This is a genomic window from Streptomyces sp. NPDC088254 (assembly GCF_044740925.1).
Lineage (GTDB): Bacteria > Actinomycetota > Actinomycetes > Streptomycetales > Streptomycetaceae > Streptomyces.
Genome location: NZ_JBIURQ010000014.1, coordinates 288202 through 314292 on the forward strand (window position 1 = coordinate 288202; position 26091 = coordinate 314292).

The 26091-nt window shown below is 69.5% G+C and carries 24 protein-coding genes, 1 tRNA gene and 1 pseudogene; 15 read left to right on the forward strand and 11 right to left on the reverse strand.

Annotated features, from left to right (window positions below; genetic code table 11):
- Positions 1 to 170 precede the first annotated feature (170 nt).
- From ACIOC0_RS35470 to ACIOC0_RS35480, 3 genes and pseudogenes are all read right to left on the reverse strand, one after another.
- Entirely contained in the window at positions 171 to 1490 is a 1320-nt protein-coding gene (locus ACIOC0_RS35470; protein WP_402160203.1) for an O-antigen ligase family protein, read from the reverse strand.
- Positions 1491 to 1498: 8 nt separating this feature from the next.
- On the reverse strand, positions 1499 to 2917 hold the full coding sequence (locus tag ACIOC0_RS35475; RefSeq protein ID WP_402160205.1) for an exopolysaccharide biosynthesis polyprenyl glycosylphosphotransferase: 1419 nt from the start codon (positions 2915 to 2917) through the stop codon (positions 1499 to 1501).
- A gap of 377 nt (positions 2918 to 3294) precedes the next feature.
- Positions 3295 to 4410, reverse strand: a pseudogene (locus ACIOC0_RS35480) (glycosyltransferase); the annotation flags it as partial.
- Positions 4411 to 4821: 411 nt separating this feature from the next.
- Between ACIOC0_RS35480 and ACIOC0_RS35485 the strand changes: the two are divergent.
- The 6 genes from ACIOC0_RS35485 to ACIOC0_RS35510 all read left to right on the forward strand — a co-directional run bounded on the left by ACIOC0_RS35485 (position 4822) and on the right by ACIOC0_RS35510 (position 8857).
- The gene (locus tag ACIOC0_RS35485; protein ID WP_402160208.1) at positions 4822 to 5064 is read left to right on the forward strand and encodes a chaplin; all 243 of its coding nucleotides are present in this window, start codon (positions 4822 to 4824) and stop codon (positions 5062 to 5064) included.
- Between the two features lie 183 nt (positions 5065 to 5247).
- Positions 5248 to 6258: a hypothetical protein gene (locus ACIOC0_RS35490; protein WP_402160210.1), complete on the forward strand. Its 1011-nt coding sequence runs from the start codon at positions 5248 to 5250 to the stop codon at positions 6256 to 6258.
- A 130-nt stretch (positions 6259 to 6388) separates the two neighbouring features.
- Positions 6389 to 6667 (forward strand): hypothetical protein, encoded by a 279-nt coding sequence (locus ACIOC0_RS35495; protein ID WP_402160212.1) that lies wholly within the window; start codon positions 6389 to 6391, stop codon positions 6665 to 6667.
- A gap of 186 nt (positions 6668 to 6853) precedes the next feature.
- Complete coding sequence (locus ACIOC0_RS35500) at positions 6854 to 7354, forward strand: DUF5949 family protein (RefSeq protein ID WP_402160215.1); 501 nt, start codon at positions 6854 to 6856, stop codon at positions 7352 to 7354.
- 170 nt (positions 7355 to 7524) lie between these two features.
- Positions 7525 to 8007 (forward strand): tyrosinase cofactor, encoded by a 483-nt coding sequence (locus ACIOC0_RS35505; RefSeq protein WP_402160218.1) that lies wholly within the window; start codon positions 7525 to 7527, stop codon positions 8005 to 8007.
- Positions 7991 to 8857, forward strand: coding sequence for a tyrosinase family protein (locus ACIOC0_RS35510; RefSeq protein ID WP_402160221.1), 867 nt, complete (start codon positions 7991 to 7993; stop codon positions 8855 to 8857). The genes ACIOC0_RS35505 and ACIOC0_RS35510 overlap by 17 nt, the downstream gene beginning before the upstream one ends.
- Before the next feature lie 134 nt (positions 8858 to 8991).
- Here the strand turns inward: ACIOC0_RS35510 and ACIOC0_RS35515 are convergent, their stop codons facing one another.
- The 4 genes from ACIOC0_RS35515 to ACIOC0_RS35530 form a co-directional block, all read right to left on the reverse strand.
- The gene (locus tag ACIOC0_RS35515; RefSeq protein ID WP_130436714.1) at positions 8992 to 9312 is read right to left on the reverse strand and encodes a chaplin; all 321 of its coding nucleotides are present in this window, start codon (positions 9310 to 9312) and stop codon (positions 8992 to 8994) included.
- A gap of 138 nt (positions 9313 to 9450) precedes the next feature.
- Positions 9451 to 9756 (reverse strand): acyl carrier protein, encoded by a 306-nt coding sequence (locus ACIOC0_RS35520; RefSeq protein ID WP_402160223.1) that lies wholly within the window; start codon positions 9754 to 9756, stop codon positions 9451 to 9453.
- Positions 9753 to 10874: an HAD-IIIC family phosphatase gene (locus ACIOC0_RS35525; protein ID WP_402160225.1), complete on the reverse strand. Its 1122-nt coding sequence runs from the start codon at positions 10872 to 10874 to the stop codon at positions 9753 to 9755. The genes ACIOC0_RS35520 and ACIOC0_RS35525 overlap by 4 nt, the downstream gene beginning before the upstream one ends.
- Positions 10871 to 12703 (reverse strand): GNAT family N-acetyltransferase, encoded by a 1833-nt coding sequence (locus ACIOC0_RS35530; protein ID WP_402160228.1) that lies wholly within the window; start codon positions 12701 to 12703, stop codon positions 10871 to 10873. Before ACIOC0_RS35530 ends, ACIOC0_RS35525 begins: the two co-directional genes overlap by 4 nt.
- A gap of 400 nt (positions 12704 to 13103) precedes the next feature.
- Here ACIOC0_RS35530 and ACIOC0_RS35535 point away from each other — a divergent pair, with 400 nt between their 5' ends.
- A complete protein-coding gene (locus ACIOC0_RS35535) occupies positions 13104 to 13484 on the forward strand; it encodes an S-adenosylmethionine decarboxylase family protein (RefSeq protein ID WP_130436717.1) in 381 nt (126 codons plus the stop codon).
- Between the two features lie 59 nt (positions 13485 to 13543).
- A complete protein-coding gene (locus ACIOC0_RS35540; RefSeq protein ID WP_402160231.1) occupies positions 13544 to 14314 on the forward strand; it encodes a 4'-phosphopantetheinyl transferase family protein in 771 nt (256 codons plus the stop codon).
- Between the two features lie 145 nt (positions 14315 to 14459).
- Here the strand turns inward: ACIOC0_RS35540 and ACIOC0_RS35545 are convergent.
- Positions 14460 to 14524: transfer RNA gene (locus ACIOC0_RS35545), tRNA-Ser, on the reverse strand.
- Between the two features lie 285 nt (positions 14525 to 14809).
- Positions 14810 to 15568, reverse strand: a complete 759-nt coding sequence (locus ACIOC0_RS35550; RefSeq protein ID WP_402160234.1) for a GntR family transcriptional regulator — start codon at positions 15566 to 15568, stop codon at positions 14810 to 14812.
- Between the two features lie 78 nt (positions 15569 to 15646).
- On the opposite strand from ACIOC0_RS35550, the gene ACIOC0_RS35555 reads away from it, so the two are divergent.
- The 7 genes from ACIOC0_RS35555 to ACIOC0_RS35585 all read left to right on the forward strand — a co-directional run bounded on the left by ACIOC0_RS35555 (position 15647) and on the right by ACIOC0_RS35585 (position 20667).
- On the forward strand, positions 15647 to 15925 hold the full coding sequence (locus ACIOC0_RS35555; protein WP_402160236.1) for a hypothetical protein: 279 nt from the start codon (positions 15647 to 15649) through the stop codon (positions 15923 to 15925).
- Between the two features lie 532 nt (positions 15926 to 16457).
- On the forward strand, positions 16458 to 16658 hold the full coding sequence (locus tag ACIOC0_RS35560; protein WP_402160293.1) for a hypothetical protein: 201 nt from the start codon (positions 16458 to 16460) through the stop codon (positions 16656 to 16658).
- Between the two features lie 8 nt (positions 16659 to 16666).
- Entirely contained in the window at positions 16667 to 17398 is a 732-nt protein-coding gene (locus ACIOC0_RS35565) for a GntR family transcriptional regulator (protein WP_402160238.1), read from the forward strand.
- A complete protein-coding gene (locus ACIOC0_RS35570) occupies positions 17395 to 17697 on the forward strand; it encodes a hypothetical protein (protein ID WP_402160240.1) in 303 nt (100 codons plus the stop codon). Before ACIOC0_RS35565 ends, ACIOC0_RS35570 begins: the two co-directional genes overlap by 4 nt.
- Before the next feature lie 960 nt (positions 17698 to 18657).
- Complete coding sequence (locus ACIOC0_RS35575; protein WP_402160242.1) at positions 18658 to 18987, forward strand: hypothetical protein; 330 nt, start codon at positions 18658 to 18660, stop codon at positions 18985 to 18987.
- A 169-nt stretch (positions 18988 to 19156) separates the two neighbouring features.
- Entirely contained in the window at positions 19157 to 19471 is a 315-nt protein-coding gene (locus ACIOC0_RS35580; protein WP_402160244.1) for a hypothetical protein, read from the forward strand.
- A 512-nt stretch (positions 19472 to 19983) separates the two neighbouring features.
- A complete protein-coding gene (locus tag ACIOC0_RS35585; protein ID WP_402160247.1) occupies positions 19984 to 20667 on the forward strand; it encodes a hypothetical protein in 684 nt (227 codons plus the stop codon).
- Between the two features lie 1620 nt (positions 20668 to 22287).
- Here the strand turns inward: ACIOC0_RS35585 and fxsT are convergent.
- The gene (fxsT, locus tag ACIOC0_RS35590) at positions 22288 to 25068 is read right to left on the reverse strand and encodes an FxSxx-COOH system tetratricopeptide repeat protein (RefSeq protein WP_402160249.1); all 2781 of its coding nucleotides are present in this window, start codon (positions 25066 to 25068) and stop codon (positions 22288 to 22290) included.
- A gap of 53 nt (positions 25069 to 25121) precedes the next feature.
- Positions 25122 to 25541, reverse strand: a complete 420-nt coding sequence (locus ACIOC0_RS35595; RefSeq protein WP_402160251.1) for a hypothetical protein — start codon at positions 25539 to 25541, stop codon at positions 25122 to 25124.
- Positions 25542 to 26091 lie beyond the last annotated feature (550 nt).

Genomic DNA, 26091 nt, shown 5'->3' on the forward strand with positions numbered 1-26091 from the left:
GGGCGTCGAACCACCCCGCACGGTCGGGGCCGCGGTCGCGGCGCCCTCCTGCCCGGAGTGCTCGCCGTCGCCGTCCGGGCCGCCGCGGACGGTGAACGCGGTGGCGCCGCCGGCGGGGGAGCCGGCGGCTTCGGCCGCGCCGGGGTGCGGGCCCGGTGTTCTGGGAGGGGTCACCGCCATCGGGAGGGCGCCTCCTCGGGGGTGCCGGGCGCCGCCAGGGCCCACCAGGCGGCGAGGCCCAGACAGATCGCGGTCAGCACGGTGGAGGGGCCGCCGATGTCGGCGTACAGGAAGTCGGTCAGCTGCCAGATCAGCAGGCCGCAGGCGACGAGCGCGCAGTCGAGGCCGGGCGAGCCGAGCCGGCGCACCCGGAACAGTCCGTGCAGCGCGCAGCCCAGCAGTGCCAGCCAGCTGCCGGCGAGGGTGAGCAGCCCGACGAGCCCCTGCTCGCCGAGGACCAGCAGATACATGTTGTGCGGGGACAGCAGCGGCTGCCTGACGAAGCCCGACCCGGCGCCGGCGGTGTCGCTGCCGGCGGACAGCGCCAGCGAGGCGTGCGCGTCCCGGTGCTCGGGGAAGCCCTTCAACCCCACCCCGGTCACCGGCTGTTCACGCCACATGCCGAGCGCCGCCGCCCACATCGTGTACCGGTCGGTGACCGACTGGTCGGGGGCGTCCGCGACCTGCGTGATGCTGCCGACGCGCTCCTGGAGCATCGCCGAGCCGACCCCGAAGCCGCCCACCAGCACCACGCCCAGCGCCGCCGCCACAGCGGCCGCCTTCAGCGCCCGCCGCAACCCGGCCAGCACCAGCTGCGCCGAGCAGGCCACCGCGGTCGCGATCCAGGCGCCCCGGCTGAACGACAGCGCGAGCGGCGCCAGCAGGGCGAGCGCGGACAGACCGGCGACGGTCCGCTGCCGCACGGTGCCCTGCCCGATTGACAACCCCACCGCGCAGACCAGCCCGAAGGACACCACCGTCGCCATGCCCATCACGTCCTGCGGGCCGAAGGTACCGACCGCACGGATGTCCTCGCCCTGGTAGGAGGCGCCGGTGCCGGTGACGAACTGGTGCACGCCGACCGTCCCCTGCCACCCCGCCAGCCCCACGAACGACCAGGCCAGCAGCCGGAAGTCGGGCCGGTCGCGGATCAGCAGCAGCACGGCAGCGGGCACGATCACGAAGACCTGGAGGTACCGGCCGAGGCCGGCGACCCCCGCCCCCGCCGAGCCCGCGCCCATCGCGGCGAGCGCCAGCCCGGCCACCGGCAGCCCGAGGACCACCGCCGCCGTACGGGACAGGGGGCGCCGCCGCTGCCGCAGCAGCCGGACCGCGCAGAACAGCACCACGAGCGCGGAGAGCGCGTCCGCCGGCCCGGCCCCGCCCTCACCGCCGGGGGAGACCGGCAGCGCGAGCAGGGCGACCACGGCGACGACGGGCAGCACCGGCGACAGGCTCCGCAGGCGCGGCGGCAGCAGGGCGTGACTCATCGGACGGCTCAGCTCCCGGTCGGTCGCACGAGGGCGGCCGCGGTGCGCAGCAGGATGCAGACGTCCTGCCACAGCGACCAGTTGTCGATGTACGCGTTGTCGAAGCGGGCCCGGTCCTCGATGGAGGTGTCACCGCGCAGTCCGTGCACCTGGGCGAGCCCGGTGATGCCGACCCGCATCCGGTGCCGGGAGGCGTATCCGGGATAGGTCTGGCTGAACTTCCGTACGAAGTAGGGCCGTTCCGGCCGCGGACCGACCAGGCTCATGTCACCGCACAGGACGTTCCACAGCTGGAGCAGCTCGTCCAGCGAACTCCGCCGCAGGAAGCGGCAGAAGCGGCTCATCTGCTGGTCGCCCGCCACGCTCCAGCGGGTCGCCGACTCACGTGCGTCGGCCGGCCGGTGGGTGCGGAACTTCAGCAGGGTGAACGGCCGCCCGCCCCTGCCGACGCGCTCCTGCCGGAACACCACGCCCGGCCCGCTGGTCAGCCGCAGCACCAGCGCGAACAGCAGCAGCAGCGGGCTGATCGCGAGCAGCAGCGTCCCGGAGACGACGATGTCCAGCAGCCGCTTGGCACGGCTGTCCGGGTAGCCGACGCCCATGTCGAGGCGACGGCAGGAGAACCCGGCGAGCTGCTCACGGCTCGCGTACGAAGGGCTGTCCGCGTCGAGCTCCCACACCGTGCAGCCCGACTCGGCCAGCGCCCGCAGCAGCGGGCCCTGAGTGGAGCGCACCGCGGGGTCCACACACAGCACGTCGCGGACGCCGTTCTGGATGAGCGCCCGCTGCACCTCCTGGCCGGTGGTCAGCACGGGAAGCCCGTCGGCGCCGTCGTGGTGGTGGCGGGCGACGATGCCGACGGGTTCGATGCCGTACCGCGGCAGCCGCAGTATGGCCTCGGCCACGCGCCGCGCCGTCGGCACCGGGCCGACGACGAGCGCCGCGCGCGGCCGGCGCACCATCGCCCGGCGGCGCCGCTGGTGGACGAGGGCCCGCCCGGCGCAGCAGACCAGCGCCTGGACGGCGGACCCCACGAGAAGGGTGCGCCAGGAGAGCGCGTGGGCCGGCGTGGACGCGGCGACGAGCGCCGCGAGCGTCAGCCAGGCCATCGCGATCCGGCCGCACACCGACGGCAGTTCGTCCAGCACCCCGTGCACGGGGCGCGGCCGGTGCGTGCGCAGCAGCAGCGTGGTCGCGACCAGCGCGGCGAGCAGCAGCGGCTCCTGTCCGGCCCCGGCCAGGACCGGTACGCCCGCCAGCGCGCCGAGGCCGTCGGCCAGCAGGAGGGGGAGAGGGGAGGCGGCCCGCGCCGGGGGCCGCCGTACAGGGAATCGGAATCCGGCTTGGTCGTCATGCCGCGGGATGACCGCGACGGGTGAGAATCCTGGCTGCGTTCCGGGCGTGGAGAAGGTGCTTTCCGCAGTCACGAGTGGATTGACTCCCTGCGCTCGTTGGAGATGTCGTCGGTGGACCGCCCGGCGGGCGGCTCGGCGGTGGGGCGCGCGGTGGTGGGTGGTGCGGCGGTGGGGCGCTCGGCGGAGGTGCCGGTCGACGGGACGTCGGCCGACGCAGCGGGGTCGGGCGGTTCTGGCGCTTCAGACGGGTGCGGCGCTCGGGAAGGACCGGAGGGATCGGAGGAACCGGAGGAATCGCAGGGATCGGACGGCTCGGAGGGCTCGGTGGCCGGGGAGTGGTCGGTGAGGCCGGTCGGATCGGAGGGACCGGCCGGTCCATGGGGTTCGGCGGCGGGGTGCGAGGCGGACGGGAGTTCGGTGCGGCGAGGTGCGAACGGCCGTGACACGGTGAGCAGTTCGCGGTACAGGTCCGAGACCGCGGCCGCGGTACGCCGTACGTCGTGCGCGTCGACGACGTGGCGGCGCCCCTCGTGGCCGAGGGACTCGCGCAGCAGCGGGTCGAGCAGCAGGTGGACGACCGCCCCGGCCAGCGCCGCGGGGTCGTCGGGCGGGACCACGCAGCGGGGGGCGAGCGCGGACGGCATGCTCTCCCGGGCGCCGTCCACGTCGGTCACCACCACGGGCCGCCCGCAGGCCAGCGCCTCCAGCGGGGCCAGCGCCATGCCCTCCCAGCGGGACGGCAGGACGACCAGATCGGCGGCCTGGTACCAGGGCACGGCGTCGGCCACCGAGCCCGCGAACACCACCGACTCCGGTGCGCGGGAGCGCAGTTCCTCGCCGTCCGGACCGTCGCCGACCAGCGCGAGCCGGGCGCCGGGCAGCCGGCGCAGCACGGCGTCCCACGCCCGCAGGAGCACGTCCTGCCCCTTCTGCCGGCACAGTCGTCCCACGCACACCACCAGCGGCGCGGCCGGGTCGGCGTCCGGCAGCAACGCGGCGCGCACGGTGTCCACCGGGGCCGGATGGAAGCGGTCCAGATCGATGCCGTTCGGTACGACGCTCCAGTGCCCGGCGATCCCCGCCCGCCGGCCCGTCGTACGCTCCGCCTCGCTCACGCACACCAGTCGGTGGGCCCAGCGTGCCCCGAGCCGCTCCCAGCGCAGGGCGAGGGCGGCGGTGGAGCCGCCGACCGCCTCGAAGGACCAGGCGTGCGGCTGGAACACGGTAGGGACGCGCCCTCGCACCGCCAGCCGCCCGGCCAGCCCGGCCTTGGCGCTGTGCGCGTGGACCAGGTCGGGCCGTACCGCCGTCAGCATCCGCCCGAGCCGCCGGACCTCGCCGGGGAGTGAGGGGCCCGGCGCCCGCGTCGCCTCCCACCGCCGTACGTCCACGCCGAGGGACCTCAGGTCCCGGGCGAGGCCGCTCTCGGGACACGCGACGGTGACGCTCATCCCGGCGGCGAGCTGAGCCCGCGCCAGATCCGTCACCACACGGGCGACTCCGCCGTCCACTGGTTGGGTGAGGTGCAGGACCCGCGGTGCGAAGTCGGGTTCTGGCTGGTGCATCGCGCGGTTTCCTCGCTCACAGGCCGACGCCGGGGTACGGGCGAAAAAACGAGCTGGAAGGCCCGCTGGTCACCGCCTTTCTCGAAACCCGCGCGCGGTATCGAACAGGGCCGATCGGGTGCCGAGGGGTGATCGTGCGCCGGAACGCGCGCCTCCGCGGACGGCCCGGCGCGCTGAGCGTGGGGTTCGCCGGAGCTGTCGCCGGAATGGAAACGTCCGTTAACGCGCCGGCGGCCGGAAGGGCGCGGCGAATCACCCGAACGGCAGCGCGTACACACGTTCGATCGTCAAGCCTGTGCCTCTCTTGGTTCACTCCAACGGCGGCACAACTCCAGGGCGTGTCACGCGTTGACAGAGGGTCGGGCATCCCCGCCCGGGTGTTGTGATCGAAACCCCAAGGAGCACTTCTCCATGTCGCGTATCGCTAAGGGCCTGGCCCTGACCTCCGTTGCCGCCGCGGCCGTCGCCGGCGCCTCAGGGATCGCCGTCGCCGACAGCGGCGCGAACGCCGTCGCCGAGCACTCCCCGGGTGTGCTGTCGGGCAACGTCATCCAGGTTGCGCCCCACGTCCCGCTCAACCTCTGCGGCAACACCATCGACGCCGGCGGCCTGCTGAACCCGGCGTTCGGCAACACCTGCGTCAACAGCGACTGACGTCACCCCGATCGAGGTCGTCCTCGACGTGGTCGTCTGCGGCCGCCCTTCCCACGGGAAGGGCGGCCGTTCGCGTTGCCGGTCCGCCCCCGTCGACACGAACGGCGATCGACCTGTTGCGGAGTGTGACCGTCCCTCTCACCGTGGAGGTGCGCCCCGACGCACTTCGAAAGGAACCCCCTCATGCGTGGTCTGCCCCCCGTACGGCGTATCGCGTCCTGCACGCTCTGCGCCACCCTCGTTCTCGGCATCGCCGCTCCCACCGCCCTCGCGGTGGACGGGGAAACGACCCGTGAGCCCACCGTCGCGGCGCCCGCCGCCCCCGGCGTCGACGTGCTGCTCCGCCGGCTCGACGGCCTGAGCTCGCTGGGGGCCGTGCTCACGCCGGTCACCGGTCTGCTCACCTCCGCACTGCCCTCCGAGCAGCGCCCGATGACACCTGATCAGGTCAAGCAACTGAGTGACGCGGTGCGGCAGGCGCTCGACATGATCGCGGTGGTGAGCGACGGGACGACGTCGGCGACGACATCGACATTCACGTCGGGATCGGCGTCGTCGACGTCCACGTCGGTCGTCTCCGGGGGCGGCGCGGTGACGTCCTCCGTCGTGACGTCGTCGGGGGGCGCGGCTGCCGGCACGCCGTCCGCCGACGCGTCGTCCGTCGATGTGGCGACACCCGCGACGGGGACGGCCACTGGCGCGGTTCCCGGCCCGGCTGCCGGGCCCGCCGCCGTGCCGCCCGTCGACGCGCGGCGCGCTCTCACACCGAGCGGCGACCCCTCGGCGGCGACGACGGGGGCACGGCACACGGCCGCCGCCGGCAGGGACGACGCGCTGGCCGAGCTGCGGGCGGCGCTCGACGCGCTGCTCGCCGTGGTGACCGGTGGTGACGTCGCTCAGGTGGTGTCGGCGGCCACGGACGTGGTGAGCGGCCTGCTCGACCTGGTCACGGCCACCCTGCTCGACGACGGGCACGTCGCCCCGACCGCGGCCGGCCCGGTGGGGCCGCCCGCCTTCCCGGCGGAGCCTCAGGCCGCCACCGAAGCGAACCCGGCCACCACGCCCACCGAAGGGACCACTGCCACCGGCGTGGTCACGCCGCCCGCGCCACCTGCGCCGTCCGCCCTCCCGGCGGCCCCGTCCCTGCCGGCCGTCCCACCCGCGCGCCCGACGGAGGGACTGCCCGCCAGGTGACGCCCGCCTGCCCGCACCCCCTTCACAGTGCGGGCAATTTACCCGGACGGGGTTTCCGCAGGCCGCAGGGATCGTTAGGCAGGGCGTCACATTCTTCCTGGTGACTGAAGTCGCCGCAGAAAGGAACCCGATGAAGTCCCTGAAGGCTGCCGCTGTCGTTGCCGGGTCGATGGTGATCGCCGGCGCCGCCGCCCCGGCGTTCGCCCACAGCACCGCCGACCTCACGCCCTCCAGCCTCAACGGCGCCGTGAACACGCTCACCAAGGGCCCCGTCGACGTGATGCCGCTGCAGCACCAGTCGAACGCGCTCAACACCGAGAACAAGGGTTCCGCGCTCCACGCCGTCAAGGAGGCCACCGGCGCCCTCAACAGCAGCCCGCTCCTCGGCGGGCTGCCGCTGCAGGGCTGACCGCCCGCCCGGAGGCTTCCGAAGGGCCGGTCCCGTGACGTACGACGGCGTACGGGACCGGCCCTCGCCGCTGTTCGAGCCGAGTGCCGCACGCGTCCCCCCGTTCGTGTGGAGCACCCGTCCGGCGTCCTCCGCGCGGGTGATAACCCGTCAGGCCCTATGCCGTCGCGCCTATATGGTCGCGCGATGACCTCAACCCCCAGCGCCACCCGCGTCCCCCGCGCCGCCGACCTGGGCACCCTCGTCGTCGTCCCGTGGAGCGGCGAGGCCCCCGACGGCGGCGACATGCCCTACCTCCTCGCGTACTCCCTCGGGGACGCCGTCGACGGCCCCGAAGCCTCCACCGCCGCCATCGAGCACCTGCTGACCGAGAACAAGCTGCCCGTCGGCGGGGACCTCGTCGACGGCATGGCCAAGCCCAGCCTGCCGGTCAGCCTGCTGGTGGAGTCGGGCGCGGCCGTCCTGACCCTGGGGGGCCTCACCGCGCAGTGCGTGCCCCCGGCCGAGTGGCTCGCCGCCGCCGAAGCACGCGGCTACGCCTACCTGGTCGTCACCACCCGCCCGTGGCCCGAGGCCGTCCCCGGCACGTACATCGGGCCCGAGGCGCTGGCGGCGTTCGCGGGCGCCGAGGAGACCCTCACGGCGGCGGCGCACGTCATCCTGCCCGCGCGCCGCCTGCGGAGCTGAAACCGCCGCGCCGATCCGTCCGCGTGACCGAGCGGGCCCGGACGGCCTCCGTCCGGGCCCTGTCCGTGTCCGCGTCCCTCCTCCGGCCCTGCCCGCAGCCGTTCTACGTGACCCCGCGGCCCGTCGGCCGGTTAGCGCTGTGGACAACCGAACCGGACGAGGAGCAGGCCATGGTCAGCGTCGACGGAGTACCCGTGACGGCAGCGCCGGTGGGCGCGACAGGACCCGCGGCACGCGGCAGAGCACGGCGGGACGTGGTGCGCGGGCTGCTCGGCGCGGCGGCGGCGCTCGCGCTCGCCCCCGTGGTCGCCGCCTCCCGGCCCGCCCCCGGAACCGGCCTTCCCGGGCCGGACACGGACGCCTCCTTCGACGAGACCTACCGGGGCCGGCGCCTGCAGGGCGTCCTCATGTCGTCGGGCCGCGCCGTCGGCGGCGAGCGCTGGAGCGTCACCGTCGACGGCCGCCCGCTGCACCTGATGCGCCGCGCCGACGGCACCTGGCTGAGCATGGTCGACCACTACGCCTCGTACGCCACCCCGCTGGAGGCGGCCCGCGCCGCGGTCGACGAGCTGGGCCCCGGCGAGAAGCTCCGCGACACCGGTACCGCAGCAGGGCACATCCACAGGGGGGAACACCATGGCGTACACCCGTAAGAACGTCAGCGCGCTCACCGCCGCCGAGCGCAGACGTTTCGTCAAGGCGCTGCTGGAGGTCAAACGACGCGGCGAGTACGACGAGTTCGTGCGGACGCACATCGAGTACTACGTCTCCGACGGCGAGGGCGGTCTGCGGACGGCCCACATGGCGCCCTCGTTCCTGCCCTGGCACCGGCAGTTCCTGCTGGACCTGGAGAAGGCGCTGCGCCGGGTCGACTCCTCGGTGACCATCCCCTACTGGGACTGGACCCGGGACCGCTCCGCGACCTCCGCGCCCTGGACCGACGACCTGCTCGGCGGCAACGGGCGGCGCTCCGACCTCCAGGTGACGACCGGGCCGTTCGCGTACTCCACGGGCAACTGGACCATCAAGGACGGGGTGACCGACCGGCGGTTCCTCACCCGGGACCTGGGCCGCGCCCGCGACCCGATCGAGCTGCCCAGGAAGAGCGACCTGGACTGGGCGCTGGCCGACCCGGTCTACGACACCGCCCCGTGGGACTCCACGTCCCGCCGGGGCTTCCGCAACAAACTGGAGGGGTGGGGGAGCGGCGGCGGCAGCGCCGCCTGGCGCAACCACAACCGCGTGCACCGCTGGGTCGGCGGGGTGATGGTGGGCGGCGCCTCCGTCAACGACCCCGTCTTCTGGCTGCACCACGCCTTCATCGACCTGCTCTGGACGCGCTGGCAGCGACGTCACCGCGAGCACCGCTACCTGCCCGCGGAGCCGCCCGCGTCGGGCAGCAAGCAGTACCGGCGGGTCGTCGCCCGGCACGAGAAGCTGCCCCCGTGGGACGTGACCCCGGACCGACTGGAGGACGTGAGCCGGATCTACCGGTACGTCTGAGACGGTCGGCGTCCGTCGGCAGGTCCGTGTCCGGCGGGCCTCCGGTCGTACGCCGTCGGCGGGTGCGGAGACGGGCGGAGCCCCGGCGCTCGAGGTGCCGGGGCTCCGTCGCGTGCTGCGCGCGGTACGGGGTGTCAGTTGCCGTAGCCGTGGCCGCCGTTGTCGTGGTGGTGGCCCTTGTCGCTGTCGTCCTTGTCCCGGTCCGAGTCGTGGCCGTCGACGTTGGCGCAGGTGTTGCCGAAGGCCGGGTTGAGCAGTCCGCCGGCGCCGACGGTGTTCCCGCAGGCGTTGATCGGGAGGTGGAGCACACCCTGGACGACGTTGCCGGACAGGAAGCCCGGCGAGCCCACGGCCGCGGCTTGCGCGCCCGCGTCCGCCATGGCCAGGCCGGCGCCGCCGGCCACCATGGCGCCGGTGCCAAGGGCGACTGCGGCCGCCTTCGCGATGCGAGACATCACGTTCTCCTTAAACTCACTCGGTTCACGCGACAGCAGAACGTGCCGCCGCACTCCCCGTTCAACGCCGTGCGCCCGGGCAGGTCACGGCGCGGCCGCTCGGATCACCCGTTGCGAACAGCGGTGAGCCCGACGCCGTCAACCGTGCTTGACGTGCTCGGTCACGAAGTCGGTGAGCGTGGCGATGGACTGGAGGCTGTCCAGGCTCAGGTCCAGCGCGGCGACGTCCACCCCGAAGCGGGTGTGGACCGCGCCCAGCAGGGTCACGCCGGCGAGCGAGGTGAGGCCGATCAGCGGCCCGAACAGCTCGGTGTCGGCGGGGAGCCGGTCGACCGCGGCGGGGTCGAGGCGGGCCGCCTCGGCGATCATCGAACGGAGTTCCCGGTCCACCGTCGCCCGGTCCGGCGTCCGGTCCATGGAGGAGGGGATGTGGGCGTCCGTCACGCTGGGGTGTCCTTTCGGGAGGCCGGGGCGGGTTCCGGGTGCGTTCGGGTGGTGACGTGCAGCCAGGCGGGGGACTGCGGGAGGTCGCCGTGCAGGGAGCGGCCGAGGACGGCGACGGCGTCCGCCGACGTCTGCCCGGGGTGCGGGTCGTCGTCGACGCGCCGCATGCCCGCCTGGCGGAGCAGCATCCGCATCTCCAGGTTGGCGTCGGTCGGCCGCAGGACGACCCGGAACTCCCGCGCGCCGGCCTCCCGCGCCCGCTCCATCAGCCAGAACAGGAAGGCCGCGGCGGCGCCCCGCCCGGCGACCCGGCAGGACAGGGCGAGCAGCGGGACCGACCAGAGGTCCGGGCCGGTCCGGTCCACCAGGGCCGCGCCGATGATGCCGTACTCGCCGAAACGGTCGGCCATCCGGGCTGTGTACAGCTCGTGCCCCTCCTCGGAGGCCAGCCCGCTCAGCCGCCGCGGGCTGAGCCCCGAGGAGTTGAGACGGTGGGTGCGGGCGGCGAGCTCCAGCGCGCGGGGCACCTCGTCGGGTCCGGCGACGCCGACGGTCAGCCGCATCCCGCACCAGCGCAGGAACTCCTCCCGGGTGCCCTGGAAACGCTCGCCCTCCGCCCGGCGGGTCTCCTCCGTGCGGTAACGGCGCACCCGTTCCCGCGACTCGGGGGTGACCTCCCGGCCCTCGAACGCCGCCAGCAGGGCGGGCACGTCCTCGGGTGCGAGGGTGCGCACGCCCGGCAGCAGCGCCTCCACCTCGGCGCGCTCGTACGGGGAGTCGTCGACGAGGACGAGCGCCTCGACCGCGATGCCCAGGTCCTTGGCGATCCTGCGCAGGGACTCGCTCTTGTCCTGCCAGGACACCTGCGGCGCGAGGAAACGCTGGCGCAGCTCCGGTACGGCGTTCAGCCGCTCCAGGACCGCGGGCGCGCTGCGGCTCGCGAGGCTGCTGAGCACCCCGTGGCCCGCCAGCGCGTCGATGGCGGCGAGCATCCCGGGCCGGGGCACGGGCAGTTCGTCGGTGGGCGCCTCGACCGCGATCTCGTCCCACAGGGTGCCGTCCAGGTCCCAGACGACGCACTTGATCGCGTCGGGGTCGTAGCCGCTCGCCCTACTCATCGGGCGCTCTCCTCCGCGAGACGCAGCTTCATGGTCAGGGTGGCGGGGTCGAAGCCGAACTTGCGGTAGACGGTGCGCATCGGGACGTTGCCGACGTGGACACGCCCGACGACCTCGGTGATGCCGTTCGCCACGCAGAACTCCAGGCCCGCGGTGAGCAGCAGCTCGGCCACGTCGGCGCGGTTGTCGAGCGGGGCCACGGCGAGGGAGCGGAAGTTGGCGTAACGGTCGCCGGTCATCGCGTTCTGGTTGATGCTCACCCAGCACCAGCCGACCGCCGGCTCACCCGGCCGATGGGCGACGATCATGCCCTCCTTCGACTTCTCCATGGCCCGGCCCAGCCGGGACGCCCAGCGGGCGGGGTCGTCGACGGCGTCCTCGCCGAAGGAGACGCGGGCGATCTCGGCCTCGAACTCGCCGATGGCGGGCAGGTCGCGCTCGTCGGCCTGACGGGTGAGGTAGGGCTGCGCCCGCTCGGCGAGGGAGGCGCGGGCCTCGGGGGCGGGGGGGTGCCAGGCGGGGCGGTGGGAGGCGGGTGTGGGCGTGGCGGTGGGGCTCGGGGCGGTGGCTGAGGCTTGGGCCGGGGCTGGGCCCTCGGCCCGGGGCTGCCCGGGGGGAGCAGTCGCCGGGGGTCCGGTAGGGGCCGGTGCCGGGGACGCGGTGGGGTCCGATGCCGGTGGCTCCTCCTCCACCGAGACCAGTCGGCCCGGCCGGAACGGGCCCTTGCCGCACTGGGGGCAGCCGTCGGCGCGCAGGGCGGCGACGGAGGTCCAGCGGGCGCCGGGCCCGACGCGCAGCTCGGCGCCGCAGGCCACGCACGTGTACTCGCGCTGCCGGGTCCGCTTGTCGCCGGTGTAGAGAGGGCCGCCGTAGTCGCCCTGACGGGAGGCGGTCGAGGTGGTGGTGAGCAGGTGCTGGAAGAAGCCGACACCGCCGAGGATGCCGCTGCCCTCGTACTCGTTGAAGTTGCGGATGTAGCCGTTGGTGACCAGGCCGAGCGCCATGATCTCCCGCTGGACCTCCAGCATCTCGTCGGGACTCTTGCCGCCGAAGGAGAAGAAGACACTGTGCGCGGGGCCGGGCCGCAGGCCCTCCACCGCACGCGACAGGAACAGCCGGGCGCCCTCCGGGGTGTACGGCGGGTCGGTCATCGCCACGTCGAAACCGCCGTGCAGGTCGGCGGGCAGCGGCCGGCGCAGGTCGTGCTCGACGGTCTCGACGCGGGTGCCGAGACCGGCGGACACCTTCTGGACGTAGGCCAGGATCTCGGGGGAGATGTCGACGACGGTCACCCGCTCGACGATCGGTCCGCCGAGGACGTCCCCCACCACGGCGACGGCCAGGGAGATCAGGTCGTCGTCGCCGATCAGCAGCAGCGAGCCGCCCGGCAGCGCGCCCGCCGTGAGCAGCGCGAGCACCCGGCGCACCTTGGTCTCGGGCGTGCAGTGGGACTGGTCGATCGCCATGTCCGCGGCCGGCCCGGTCTCCATGATCGCGCGCAGCCGCCGCACCGCCTCGTCCAGCACCTCCGGGACGACCAGTTCACGGCCGTCGCAGGTGGTGCAGGTGGCGTCGAGGGTGAGGTCCATCCCGAGCCGGGCGACGAGGTCGAGGCCGGCCGGGGTGAGCCGCGAGGGGCGTTGCTCGGTCAGCAGGCCCCGGCGGCGCAGCTCGTTGCCGAGGGCGGCCACGATGGGCACGGGCAGGCCGGTCGCGCGGCTGATGTCCTTCGTGGAGGCGGGAGCCAGGCGGCGCAGGGCCCGCAGGACGGACCGCACTCCGGGCGGGCCCTCCTGCAGCCTGACGGCGTCCGCGACTTCCGTGAGCACTTGATCGACGGTCGTACTCCGACGGTGTCGAGGCGCGTTTTTCACAATGCTGCTCCGGGCGGGCTGTATGGAATCCAGATGTATCGAGTATACGGGCTGCCCGCGAGCCTCTCCGACCGGCCGATTGAACAGGAAAAGGAGAAGGGGAACGGAAATGTTGCGAGATGAAATCGGATATTGCCCCGCAAGGCGATTCGCGAGAATTCGAAGCGTGCGCGGGAGGGGGGAGCGGGCGGGCAATGACACCGACTACGCGCGAGCCGCGGAGCGCCCCGGATGCTAGGCTGGGCGACGCCGAGTGCCGGTTATCGGCCTCGCGACCTTCCGCTTAGGCCACACGGACCAGCGCAGATCTATATGAAAGGAGACGGGGGCGGCGGTTCGCCTTCCCTGATCCCCCATGACTGACACCGCCAACCTCGCCACCGAGGGCATAAACGTCGACGATTTGTGCTCGTACGCCGTCGACGTCTGGGTGAGCGACCACAGCATCCTCACCGACGAACAGCGCCTCCTCAAAGTGTTGCGCACGGCCGCCGAAAAGGGAAACGCGCAGGTTCTCGGAGAGGCCTCGCATGTTTTCCCGAACGGTGCGGTAACCGCTATTCTGCTGCTTTCCGCCTCGCATCTGAGTATTCACACCTGGCCGGAATTCAGCCTGGCCAACGTCGACCTGCTCGCCTACGGCCGCCTGAACGGCGAGCGAATGATGCAGAGCGTGGAACTCGGCCTCTCCCCGACGAAAATCAACGTGACGCGCATGCTGCGCGCGGTGCACTGAGTTCTTTTCCCGAACGAAGAGGCGCGGGCCGGGTCGGCGGTGACGGAGTGCCCGGTGAAGTGAGTGTCGGGGTGTGGTGGGCGAGCCTGCGGGACGCCCGGGCGGCGGCCCCGCTCACAGGGCTGCTCGACCCCGTCGAGCGCGCCCGGCACGAGGCGATCGCCCGGGCCGACGACCAGGGCCGGTTCCTGCTCGGCTGCGCCCTCAGCCGTATCGCCCTGGGGGAGCTGCTCGGCGTGTCGCCGGCCGAGCTCCCGCTGCGCCGCGTGTGCCCGCGCTGCGGCGGCCCGCACGGCAAGCCCCGGCTCGCGGCGCCACGCGGCTCCCCGTTCGCCGACGTCGACTTCTCCGTGACGCACAGCGGTGACGTCGTGGGCGTGGCCGTCGCGCGTGGCGCGAACGTGGGGCTCGACGTCGAGGAGACCGGGAGCGGTGCAGCGCCCGACGTCGACACGGTGGCGCCCGTGGCGCTGACCGACGCCGAGCTCGCCGCCCTGAACGCCCACCCGCCCGCCGAGCGGGCGTCGGCCTTCCTGCGGATGTGGACGCGCAAGGAGGCCGTACTGAAGGCCCTCGGCGTGGGCCTGACCGTACCGCTGCGCCGCCTGGAGGTGTCGGCGCCCCCGCTCCCCCCGAAGGTCCTGTCCTGGCCGGACCGGCGGACCGCACCACGAGCCCTGGCGATGGCCGACGTGGACGTCGTGACGGGGTCGAGGCGCCTGCCGGCCACAGCGACGCTAGCCGCGACCGGGACGACCGCCCTACGCCTCCACCACCACGACGGCACAGCAACGCTGACGGCGTACACCACCTCGGCCCCACCACCCTGACGGACCACGTCCCGGCCCGGGCCCAGGCCAAACCAGCCAGCGGCGCGTCCCGCCAGCCCGAGAGGATCCGGTGCGGCGGAAGTGTCATCGGCGACGCGTGCTCCGGCCGGCAAAAACGCCCTCCCGTGAGGAGGGCGGAGACTTGCGCCCCCGGCAGGACTCGAACCTGCGGCCAAGCGCTTAGAAGGCGCTTGGTGCGACCGCCGGGGCAGGTCCTCTGACCTGGCGCTCTTCGGGCGACGAGCGCGGACGCGCGGCGCCTTCGACACGCATTCGGCAGAGGGCCGGGCGACGCGTGTCGGCTGAAGCCGTACGCCCGGGGTATCCGCCTGAACATGCTTGCTTTAACTGCCTACCGCTCATACCACGGAGCAACGACCGTGTGGGCCTTCGTCGTTGCCATCCTCATCGTGCTGGTGGCGGGCTGGTACATCCGACGCTGAAAGTAGGCGCGGCACCCTCAGACCTGCTTTTCCGAGTCCCGCAGGCCGGCCGTTACGGATGGTTGATCGGGATCTCGTAGACGATCTCGCAGTGGGCGGCGGGCACCACGATGTCCGCCGTCTCCACGGGCCGCCCCTGGTCGCTGTAGTACGTCCGCCGGATGTGCGTGACGAGCGCGGCCTTCTGGATGCCCAGGAGTGATGCCTCCTCGGCGGTCGCCTGCCGCGGCTCCGGCTGCTCCACGGCGTGGCCGACGGTGATGCCGATCGCGGCCATGCGGTTCACGACGCCCGCCCCTGCATGGGGCCCTCCCTCGGGGAGGACGACGAGAGTGCCGGCCGTGAGGTCGTACGGCTCCCAACTCGTCGACAGCTGCACGGGCCTGCCGTCCGCCAGGAACTCGTACGTCGTACAGACGCACAACTCACCCTCGGCGATGCCCAGCCGCGCGGCGATCTCCGCCGGCGCTGGCACCTTGGCGTCGGTCCGGCTCTCCCAGTCCCCTTGCCTGCCGACAGCCTTCATGTCCGCACGGAACGGCGAGCCGTCGGGCTGCTCGCGCGCCGAGGAACGGACCACCCGCACGCGCTGCCGCGGCTCGGCGACATATGTGCCTGATCCGGCACGACCTTCCAGCACGCCTTGAGAGATCAGCAACTCCTGAGCCCGGCGGACCACGTTCTCGCCCACGCCGCACTCTTCGCCGATCTGGGCGCGGGAGGGCAGGCGGTCTCCCGGCTCCCACACGTGCTCCGCGATCCGCCGCCGGAGTTCGTCGGCGATGCGGAGATAGGGCGGCTGCTCAGGCATATGGAAAATCTAGTCCACTAGCTCTAATCTAGTTAACTAGCTTCACTCAAAGTGATCGCTGGTGACGGAGGCTGCCCTGTGCCCGCTTCGGGAGTTAGCGCGGCGGCCCTCGCCGCCCGGCTGTCCGCCCTCGGGCTGCTCACGCGAGTGGAGGAACACCCCCGGCACACGTCGATGGAAGCGGAGGTGCCGGACGCGCTCTCCGCCGAGTCATGGCGGGAGGTCCTGGACGTGGTGGCGGAAGCCGACCGCTTCGGCCTCCTCGCCACCAGCATGAACGGCCGCACCCTCTGGGCGGTCGTACGCAAAGCGGTCCCCGCGACGGGCGATGTCGGGGGACCGGGCAATCAGCGATAGGAGCTGATCAGCGTGCTCAACCGTATCCGCCGGCTTGTCGCCCTCACCAGAGGGCGAAAGGGCCGGCATCGCCGCTCGTTACCGTCCCTGCCGGGCTCCTCCACCACCCCGGACGCGCCCACGCTCAGTCTGTGCCGTGTCTCCGACGCCTCCGACAGCACACCGCGCCGGTATTCGCTCGCGGGCGAGGACGTCGCGCTCGTCCGTCCGTACGTTCTGGCCTGGGAGCAGCGTGCACGACTCCGTCCGGTGGTCGTCGCTCCCCGTCTGTCGGCCGAAGCATGGTCGTCCCTCGCGGGGGTCCGATGATGTCTTCTCGCCGACAACCGCACGTTTCGAGCGCCTCGCCCGCCCCCTACCGCTCGGCCCACTGCCGCATCGGAACCCACCTCGCCTGTGCGGACTTCGCTCCTGCACCGCCCCCGGTGGACCTCCCCGTGATCTACGAGGCCTGTGACTGCCCCTGCCACCCGGTGGCTGACCAGGCTGCCTCCACAGAGGTGAACCGGTGAAGGGATGGAGCCCCGGCGGCATGCTGGTCGCCAACATCGAAATCACCTCGACCACAGTGCAACGCGGCGACATCATCCAACTCGGCGGCCGGCCCTGCCGCGTGCACGACCTCTTTCAGCTTCCGGGCGGAGCCAAGCAACTGGTCCTCGACTCGGGCGAGCTGCTGACCATCCACACGCGGACCCGGCTCCTCGCCGTACGGCCGCTGAGAAGGCGGTGACGGAGGCCATGCCTTCCCGCCATCACGAGATCGCCGACGAACTGAGACGCAAGATCACGGCGGGCGGCTTGAAGGCCGGTGAACGCTTGCCCTCCGAAGCCGAATTGGCCGATGGGTACAAGGTCAGCACGGTCACGCTGCGGCGCGCACTGGCCGTGCTCCAGGGCGAAGGCCTCGTCGACAAGATCCACGGAAAGGGAAACTTCGTCCGCCGCCGTAGCCGCAAGACGGTGTACGTCGGCGGCTGGGGCACGCTGGACCCCTGGACCGCCGCCGAAGCCTCTCTGCGCGTCACTGTCCGAAGTACGACGGTGCAGGCTCACGGGCACCTCACGACCCTGCTCAAGGTGCCGACGGGCAGCCCCCTCGCCGAGTTCCTCTGCGTCAGCCTCGAAGGAGACGCCCCGCACGGGATGGCCCACATCTACATCCCGAGTGACCTGGTCCCGGCCAGCGTGTTCGACGACGAGTCCATGTGCAGGGAGGCGGTATCGAGATTTGCCGTCCTCGGCCCACCGCCGGCCACCATCCGGGAGACGGTGTGCGCTCGCCCGCCGACGCCTGACGAGACCTCGGCTCTCCGGATCAGCTCAGCCTCACCCGTCCTCGCGATCACCCGCGCCGCGACCGACACCACCGGCCGCATCGTCGAAGCCGCCCACCTGGTGTTCCCCGGGGACCGCGTCGACATGGTCTTCACCACCCACCACACGACCGATGAAAGGCAGACGCAAGGATGACGGCACGTAATGAACTGCGGCTCCTCCCTTGGTCGGGATCGGAGGACAAGCCCTGTTACCTGAGTACCGATGACTGGGGCGGCTTCATGGCCCGCTTGGCCGACGGCATCGAGGCAGACCAACTCGACTCGGCTGCAGACCTGTTGGAGGAGGCCTCCGAAACCCTCGACGACGGTGACGCGGATCCGCAGGAAGTGCAGCTCCTGGCACAAGAACTCACCGGAGCCCTGCGAGATGTCCTCCGCGTCGCGACCAGCCGCGGTCACCGCCTGGCGGCGAGCGAACCACACAGCATCTGAACGAGGGGCGTGAGGGGCGCCCGCCCTCGATAGGCCTCCCCGACGGGAGGGGAACCCGAGCACAGATCCGGGCTCCCCTCCCGTCGCGTTCTCTGCGGGCCCCGACCGATGCGCCGCCTACCGGTGCCAGGGACCTTCACGCCTGGCCGTCGGAACCTCAATCGACGACAGTCAGCCACGACGGCGGGCGTGCCAACCGACCACCCACGCGTATGCCTTGTTGTCCCCCCGCCGGCCTGAGCCACGCTGCCGACCGTCGGCCAGAGTGAGTTCCGACGGCGGGAGCGCATGGGCGGCACCCTGAGTGACGACCTCTTCGTGCCGAAGCAACTTGGGCGGGTGCCTGGCCTTGGGTTGGTGTGGAGAGCACTTGCGATGACGGTCCGCAGACGTTCGAGCTCGTCCGCCCTTGCTGGTCGGCGCTGTCACACAAATGGACACTCACCCCGCGACTCGGCTCACTTCTTGCGGCGCTTGCTCGCCCTCTTCCTCAGCTCGGCCTGGCCGCGCTTTGTCCAGTCACCTTGATGGAGGTAACAACGCGACGTTCCCTTCATCGTCTTGTTGCGGCAGCTGCCTCGGTCGGTCGGCCAACCACACTTGCCCTGCTTCCACTCACCCACGGCCCCTGCCCCTCCCAATGGTCCGCCCCGGGTCTGGGCGTCCAGCCTGGGACAGTTTGCTTGCAGAGGGCAGGGCGCATGGCCGCCGGCATCGAGCGAGCCGGTGCACGCGGGTCGGTACGTCGAGCGCTCTTCGAAACGCACGCTTCCCACCTGTGTTGGTGCCTCACAGGGCCGCGTACAGGGCCGTTCACCTGCGTTCACGGTCGGCTGGTCGCCGGAGCGGCCACGGTCTTCGGTCCCGTCTGAACGCCCGCGAACGGCGCTGCATGAGACGGAAAGTGAGACGGACAGCGGGACCGGACTCGCTAGCATCTGCGCTGTTGAAGGGGGAATCATGGCACTGGTCCGCAAGGGGTCACGACGGATCGTTGTCGACAGCACGGTCTACCGCTGGCGGCTGCGAGGCAAACCGACGTACTTCCAGGGCCTGGCCTGGTCGCCGTGCACGTTCGCGGTCGAGCATGCGGACACCCCGGGCAAGACGCTCGTGGTCACCACCGACCAGCCGCATTCGAGCAACTGGATCGGTCACGAGGCTGAGCCGGTATTGCCGTCCCACGTTGCCGCGGCTGTGCGCGTTGCCCTGCGTCAGGGTTGGACTCCGACGGTTCCGGGCTCCGCGTTTCACCTCGACGAGTCCGCCGGCTTCACAACCTCGCTTTGACGCGGAGAGCACTGCTTTAGGAGTTCGATCGCTCCTCGGCCTGCCGGGAACCACCCGTTCACACTGGCCGTGTCGGGCTGCCCAGGGCTGCTGACGTCCGGGGTCGTTGATGGCACGCGTGGATGTCAGAGCGGAGCGAATCGCGCGCGTTCGCTGGCACGATGATTGCGTGGTTGACCTGGAGCGCATTAAAGCAGAGACCGTGGCGTACTTCCGGGCACTCGATGAGAGTGCCACCCTGCGGGACCACTTCCGCGCCAGTGACGAGGACGGCGGCTTGTGGTACTTCGAGGCCGCACCCGACCGCGGTGAGTTGATCGCCATCAAGCAGGCCGAGCTGACCCCGGCCGGCCAGCTCCACCGATACAGCTGGGAGCATCTGGAGGACGAACACGGCTTGCAGACAGACCAGGCGCTCGACCCTGAGGAGGACCTGCTGGAAGCCATCCCGGCTGAAGAGTTCCAGCGGGTGTGGACTCAGTGACGGGGTTGGACAACCACTTTAGGAGAGACGCGGGGGAGAGGGGGCGCTGACCTGGAGCTTCGATACCTAGTCAGGCTGCCGAGAACTCGACCGCGAGACACCCCCGTTGACCGTGGCTGACCCCTGCATCTGGGGCGGCAGTGGCACGAACCTCAGTCGACGACAGTCAGCCACGACGGCAGGCGTGCCGACCGACCAGGCACGCGTATGCCTCGCTGCACCCCCACCGGCCCAGCCCCGCTAACGCCGGAGAGAAGTCCCTCGCCGCGTACCTCGGCCACTCGGACCCGGGCTTGCCCCTGCGGGTGTGCCCCAGCTCGTGCCCTCCAGCCGTAAATCAACAGGCGAGGCCGTGGACGTTGGCTACCACTGCTGCCTGGGATGCCCTCTGAGGTTGCTGTGTGACCTGTCTCGTCGCAGGACGAGTGAACGCGCCGACTGGGTGTTGATTTTGCTCGCCATATGGAGCAGCGCGACTGGTTGAGGGCTTCGATCTTGGCCAAGGTAAGGGCATGGTTGATAGCGATGACGAGACGACGTCCCGGCGGGGGCGTATCGACGCCGTGCATAAATGGGCTGCTACGGCCGCAGGTGTAGTGGCCCTAGCATTTTCACTCTATAACTTCACGGAACTTCAAAAGAAACCTGAAATCGATCTGGCACTTCCTCATCTCATGCGCATTGGACTGGTGGACAAGGACACCCACTTCTATCTTCAGCCGACAGTGTCCACCAGAATCAAAACCCAGGACGTCGAGGTTATTCGTGACGCGCGTTTACACCTGGCTCCCGTCGGATCGATTTCCTCCTCGGAAAAACCAGTGTTCTACTGGAAAGAGGTTGGCGCATGGAACTTCGACCCCACCGCGGAATGGATCTCGTATAGATGGTCGGGCGATCCCGCCCCGTTCCTTGTAAGTCAGGATAAACCTCAGCAGCCGACCTTCTTGTTCCAGGCTGACGGCTGGAGTTTCCAGTCAGGTCGCTATGAAGGATCGCTTCAGTTGAGTCGATCAGGGAACCATAGTCCAGTGACGAAGAACTTCTGCCTAATTATTTCAAAGAAGGCCGTTGATGAAATCCGCGACGGAGCTAGTCGACAGGACATTTTTTATTGGCGCAATGACATGCCCAAAGCCATGGCCTCTAGAAAGTATTCAGGATGCTACGTAAGGGAAGCGGAGTGGCGGGGCTAGGCCGACCGATTGGGGATCGCGCCAGCGTAAGATGCCCCCTTAGCCAGGTCACAGATTTCGCGACCGGTCTGGTGGCAGATGGAGCCGTTGGCAGAAAGAGGTGACGGGCGGCTGGTAGCTCCAATCGCACGATCGGCGACGGGGCCGCCGTGAGGCAGCGTGCAGATATCGCCTGTTGGCTCACACGCCACTCACGCGAAGCGCGCCAGCAGGATTTGACCCGCACACGGTTCCGGAGGCCGCATGGGTCCCGGGGAACGCCACAGGTCACAGCTCTGCACGCGGCAGATTGTGCGGGCCGAGGCCACGGATAGGCCACGGCTGCCTGAGCACCGCTTCTAGGAATTCGATCCAAGGTCGCTCCGGCGGCTGTCATTGACTGGTCCGACGGCCGGACAGAGTTGCTGGTGTGCGCTCCTGTTCGGCGCCGTGGATGTCAGACACAGGGCCTACCGGGGTCTCGGAGATCTGTCGCGTCAGTTCATCGACGACCTGCGGGTCGACACGCTGAGCATCCTCGCGTTGTAGTCTTCGACAAGTGCCTGATGCACTGCCGCATACGGCTGTCCAGCGTGTGAGGCGCGGGTTCGGTCGACTGCACGCTCGATCTTCGCGAGGTGGGCTGCCACGAGTGGCATTGCCTTCTCATACTCGCTGGGGTCCGTAGCCATGAGCCCAGTCGATCAAGGTGGGTGGACCAGGTCAAGGTTGGCGGTCGGCCCTCAGTTTGGGAAGCTGCGATCTTCTAGCTCCCTGCACGATCTGGCACGGCAGCGGGGCCGCTCGGCGAGCCGGCCGTGGACCTTGATGAGGGAACTGACCGTTCAGAATGGCCTCAGGGTAGCGCTGGGCGCTGCACTCCGCTATCGCGGGGACTGTCAGTCTGAGGTTTCCAAAACAAGCCGGACGCTTCTCGTAAATCGGAGAAGCGCATCACTAATTTCGCTCATTCGCTCCTCACGGTGTTCTCTGTAACAATCTGCTGAAATGTCACCCCTCTGGATGTCCAGTAGAAAACTGCGCAGATTGCTTGCTGAGCCCCAGACCAAGATTGACGCCTGAGATGCCTCATCGGGTCCTGCCATATCGATCAGCGTTTGGACCTTACTTAGTTCGTGGATGGCGATGTCGCAGTCGCTTATGGCCCGCTCTAGGGCTGTGTACGTTGGAGCGGGGAGCGATTCGAGCTCGGCGAGCATGAAACGCGTAGACAAGGGGTTAAGCGGCTCAACTACCCCCAGGAGCGCTGCATATGCCTCGCGTCTTTCGGCCCGAAGCGTATTCCGATGCGCGACCTTACCCTGGTCACTCGCTTGTCGGCGGGCGGCAAAATATGCCAATACGGCTGCACCGACGGTGGCCAGCGCGCCAGTACCTACGCCCAGTAAGGCCGTCACTTCTTGACTCATGTAGCCCATTTCCCCCCTGAGTTGGCTACTCATTCGTCTGTATAGTTTTGATGTTGCAAGATGACGCCTATCCCGTCGCCAAGTCGGCAGAGTCTCAATGGGCGAGTTGAGGCATGTCCCTTTGCTCTGGGTCCTGCTGGGGCTTTTGGTCAGCCGGGTTTTTGCTGGTCATGGGCGGTGGGCTCGTACTTCTAGTGGTCGTCGTTGGTGGTCATTGGCCGCTATCGAACGCCCTCGGACGGCCCGGCTCGGTCTTGGCCGTAGACGGTAACGTGCCTCCTTGCTGTCCTGCCTGGGTTGCCTGGCGTGCGTGGGCGAGGTTGCTGCGGCTGATCAAAGTGTCGGGGTGGGTGTCGCCCAGCTCCTGTTCACTTTGAGCCACGGTGAGCTCATATAAAACGATTGCCCGGTCCCGTTGGCCAGCCTTGAAGTAGGCGCTGGCCAGGTTGTTGCGCGTAGTCAGTGTGTGCGGGTGGGTGTCCCCGAGGACTTGCTCGCGTTGAACAAGGGCGGCCTCAAACAGAGGGATGGCCCGCTCCAAGTCTCCTGCTGACTCATAAGCGCTCGCGAGGTTACTACGGCCGAGCAGGGTATAAGGATGCATATTGCCCAAGATCTGCTCGCTTTGGGTAACGACTGCCTCAAACAGCGGGATGGCTCGGGCCAGGTCGCCGCTATCAAAGTGTGCGCTGGCCAGGTTGTTGCGGCTGATCAGGGTGTCGGGGTGAGTATCTCCCAGGACTTCTACGCGTTGAGCAAGTGTCGCCTTGTACAAAGGCAGGGCCCGATCTAAGTCTCCCGCTGCATCGTAAGCAGTCGCGAGATTGTTGCGGCCGTTTAGGGTGTCGGGATGGGTTTCTCCCAGGACTTGTTCCCATTGGGTGACGACGCTCTCCAGGAGAGGGATGGACCGATCTAAATCCCCTGTCTCCTTGTAAGCGAAGGCAAGGTTGTTGCGGCTGATCAGGGTGTCAGGGTGAGTATCTCCTAGGACTTGTGCGCGTTGAGCGAGGGTGGTCTCAAACAACGGGAGGGCCCGCGCGAAATTTCCCGACCCTTGATATGCGTGGGCGAGATTGTTCCGGCTTTGCAAGGTGTGAGGGTGGGTGGCGCCCAGGATTCGCTCACGATCTGTCAAAGTGCTCTCGTAGAGGGAGGTGGCACGTTTCAGGTTCCCATTCGCCTCGTACGCATGCGCAAGGTTGTTTCGACTGTAGAGTGTCTGGGGGTGCGCATAACCAAGAATCTTCTCGTGCTTAGCCACCGAATCCTCGAACATAGGGATGGCCCGCCCTAGATCCCCTACTGCCTCGTAGGCGTAGGCTAGATTGTTTTGGCTGGTCAGGGTAGAGGGGTGCTCGTCACCTAGTGCTTCTTTCCGTTGAGATAAGGTGATCTCAAACAAAATAATAGCTCGCTCCCATTCTCCCACCGCAGAGTAGGCGTAGGCGAGGCTATTGCGATTGGCTAGGGTCGAGGGGTGAGTTTCTCCCAGGACCTGCTGTCGTTGAGAAAGAGTCTTTTCATTCAGGCTGATTGCGCGGCGTATATGCCCAGCAACTTGATAGGCATGGGCAAGATTTCCACGACTGGCCAGAGTGTAGGGGTGGCTGTCGCCTAGAACCTCTTCACATCGGGCAAGCATGGCCTCATGAAGAGGGATGGCGCGCGCGTCCTGACACTGCTCATGTAGATGAGTGATGACAGGTTGGTAGAACTTGGGAGGTTGCTTGGAAGCGTAGGCAGCAGGAGTGCTGGAAGCGAGAGCAATCACGTGCTCGATTAGCTGCCCCCACTCCTCCAAAGGCGCCGCCGCGTCGGCGCTATCTGGGTACAGGAGGCGGCCTACTACATGTTCGGCCTCACGTCTCCCCTGCGGCGTTCCATCCGGCGATCCGACTTTACGCAATACGGTTTGTACTAGGCGGTGGACGCTGACGGCCTGGCGGTCGGCGCTATGGGAGATCATGTTGTACGCGTGCAGAGTGCCCAACGCCTCGCCGAGGCTGCGGGGGTCGGGGCAGAGGGGGGCGAGCAGGCTGCGGGGGATGTCGCTGGGTGCCAGCCAGGCCATAGCGCTGAGGAGGGTGATGGCCTGCGGATTGCGTTGCTTAATGGCGGCCAGAGTGTGGTGCCAGACGCGGGCGATGGTGCGTTCGGGATCGATCCCTCCCACAGCCGTATCCATTACGTCGCTCAGCATCTCCCGGTAGTCGGCCAGGGAGGTGCCGGTCTCGAAGAGGTAGGCGCCAGCTTGTTCGAGTGCCAGGGGAAGGTGGCCGAGATCGGCTGCAAGGGCCGCGGCGTCCTGGCGCTGTCTAGGCGTGGGGCTGTGACTTCCTCCCAAAGCGAGGGTGCATAGCAGTGCGATGGCTGCCTCGGGGGCGAGCAAGCCCAGGGACATGGTGGGAGCGATGGCATGCCATCCGGTCGCGGTGCGGCTGGTGGCCAGGTGATGCCCGTCAGGGAGGGCGCCAAGGTAATGGCGCAGATCGTCTGGGCGATCGACATTATCGAAGACGAGCAGCCAGCCAGGATGCCATTGCAGCCAAAGGATCGCCCACGCTGCCCGCTCATGTACGCCTGTGGTGGCGGCCCACTGCGGGCACAGTCGTGTGGTGAGGCTGGCGAGGCTGGCGATGATCTGCTCGGTGCTCGCGGCGTTGATCCACCACACCAGCGTGTACATGCGCCGGTGAGCATGGGCGTAGTGAAGGGCGAGTGTGCTCTTGCCGATACCGCCCAGCCCGTGGATGGCCCGCGTCCTGGACACCTGGATAACGGCAGCCTCGCCCTCGGCTGCCAGGAGGCGGCGCAGCTCGGTGAGTTCACTCTCTCGTCCGACAAACACGCCGGATGCCGAATTGGGGAGGTTCCCGGACCCCGGTGGTGCTTCCGTTTCCTTAGCCCAGCCCACGGCCGCGGCTGGCAGCATCACCACTTGGGCACCATCGCCGGTGATTGCCACACCCACATCGCCACCCACCGCCATGGACCGCAGCCCAATTGCCTGCGGACCGCCTCCGTGGGGCATCGCGCTGTCCGTCATAGGTTGACCGTTGTGTTGTCCCCGGTGACGGCCGTCCCGATCGTCTTGGCTGCGATGGATCGCTCACCCGACGTCGTCACATGTACTGTCTCACCGGCCGCAGGCAGCATGGGGGCCAGCTCCGCCAGCAGCTCGGCATCGTCACGCAGAGCACGCTTGATGTGCTGACGCAGAGCCGCCGCCGCATCCTCATCGTCCGGTGCTTCGGCTGCCTCTTGGACGGCGACCTCCAGTTCCGCCCGCCCCTGGTCGTCACGCCGGCGCCAAACTGCTTGCAAAAGTCGCCGACCCAGGTTTGCTGTGGCGTCCGCGGCCGCACTTTCCATCCGGGTGAACACAGCCACGCCGTACGCGGCGACAGCGGTGGTCAGATACGGCCCAGCCTGCTCTACCAACTGCCCAATGTCCGCAGTCACTCGATCCCCAGTCATACGGTTGCGAGGGGAACCAGCGTAGAAAACAGCTGGTACCCGTGAGATCAAAACGCGCAAACCGTCCACAGCAGTTCCAGCACACCCCATCCGTGACCTGCTGATACCCAGCGGTCGGCACCGTCTCCATCAGGTCGACCATGGGAGGTCGGCGTGCTTGGGGAAGGGCGCTACTGCGGCGGGGAGGGTTCGAACCTGCGACGCCCGCTTTAGGAGAGAGGCTGGGTGATCTGTGAATTGAGCTGCGGGTTCGTCGGCCGAGGAAGCGGGCAGTTACTCGACCGCGGGCACCGGTGTTGACCGCGGCTGACTCATGCATCTGGCACGGTTGTGGCACGGACCTCAGCCGAAGACAGTTAGCCACGATGGCGGGACGGCCAACCGGGCGGGCGCGCGTGTGCCTCGCTGTACCCCCACTTGCCTCAGCCACGCTATTGGTGACTAGGTGTATTGATCACGAGCGTTGTTAACGCGGGTCGGTCTTGATCGTGGCGAAGGCCCCCGTGTGTGGTGGAGGTGTCGAATCTTCACCGCA

Bases quoted from the DNA above. Each gene is read 5' to 3' on its own strand.
- ACIOC0_RS35470 (WP_402160203.1), bottom strand. From the start codon at position 1,490: ATGAGTCACGCCCTGCTGCCGCCGCGCCTGCGGAGCCTGTCGCCGGTG.
- ACIOC0_RS35485 (WP_402160208.1), top strand. From the start codon at position 4,822: ATGTCGCGTATCGCTAAGGGCCTGGCCCTGACCTCCGTTGCCGCCGCG.
- ACIOC0_RS35490 (WP_402160210.1), top strand. From the start codon at position 5,248: ATGCGTGGTCTGCCCCCCGTACGGCGTATCGCGTCCTGCACGCTCTGC.
- ACIOC0_RS35495 (WP_402160212.1), top strand. From the start codon at position 6,389: ATGAAGTCCCTGAAGGCTGCCGCTGTCGTTGCCGGGTCGATGGTGATC.
- ACIOC0_RS35500 (WP_402160215.1), top strand. From the start codon at position 6,854: ATGACCTCAACCCCCAGCGCCACCCGCGTCCCCCGCGCCGCCGACCTG.
- ACIOC0_RS35505 (WP_402160218.1), top strand. From the start codon at position 7,525: ATGGTCAGCGTCGACGGAGTACCCGTGACGGCAGCGCCGGTGGGCGCG.
- ACIOC0_RS35510 (WP_402160221.1), top strand. From the start codon at position 7,991: ATGGCGTACACCCGTAAGAACGTCAGCGCGCTCACCGCCGCCGAGCGC.
- ACIOC0_RS35515 (WP_130436714.1), bottom strand. From the start codon at position 9,312: ATGTCTCGCATCGCGAAGGCGGCCGCAGTCGCCCTTGGCACCGGCGCC.
- ACIOC0_RS35525 (WP_402160225.1), bottom strand. From the start codon at position 10,874: ATGAGTAGGGCGAGCGGCTACGACCCCGACGCGATCAAGTGCGTCGTC.
- ACIOC0_RS35535 (WP_130436717.1), top strand. From the start codon at position 13,104: ATGACTGACACCGCCAACCTCGCCACCGAGGGCATAAACGTCGACGAT.
- ACIOC0_RS35550 (WP_402160234.1), bottom strand. From the start codon at position 15,568: ATGCCTGAGCAGCCGCCCTATCTCCGCATCGCCGACGAACTCCGGCGG.
- ACIOC0_RS35560 (WP_402160293.1), top strand. From the start codon at position 16,458: ATGCTGGTCGCCAACATCGAAATCACCTCGACCACAGTGCAACGCGGC.
- ACIOC0_RS35565 (WP_402160238.1), top strand. From the start codon at position 16,667: ATGCCTTCCCGCCATCACGAGATCGCCGACGAACTGAGACGCAAGATC.
- ACIOC0_RS35570 (WP_402160240.1), top strand. From the start codon at position 17,395: ATGACGGCACGTAATGAACTGCGGCTCCTCCCTTGGTCGGGATCGGAG.
- ACIOC0_RS35575 (WP_402160242.1), top strand. From the start codon at position 18,658: ATGGCACTGGTCCGCAAGGGGTCACGACGGATCGTTGTCGACAGCACG.
- ACIOC0_RS35585 (WP_402160247.1), top strand. From the start codon at position 19,984: ATGGTTGATAGCGATGACGAGACGACGTCCCGGCGGGGGCGTATCGAC.
- fxsT (WP_402160249.1), bottom strand. From the start codon at position 25,068: ATGGCGGTGGGTGGCGATGTGGGTGTGGCAATCACCGGCGATGGTGCC.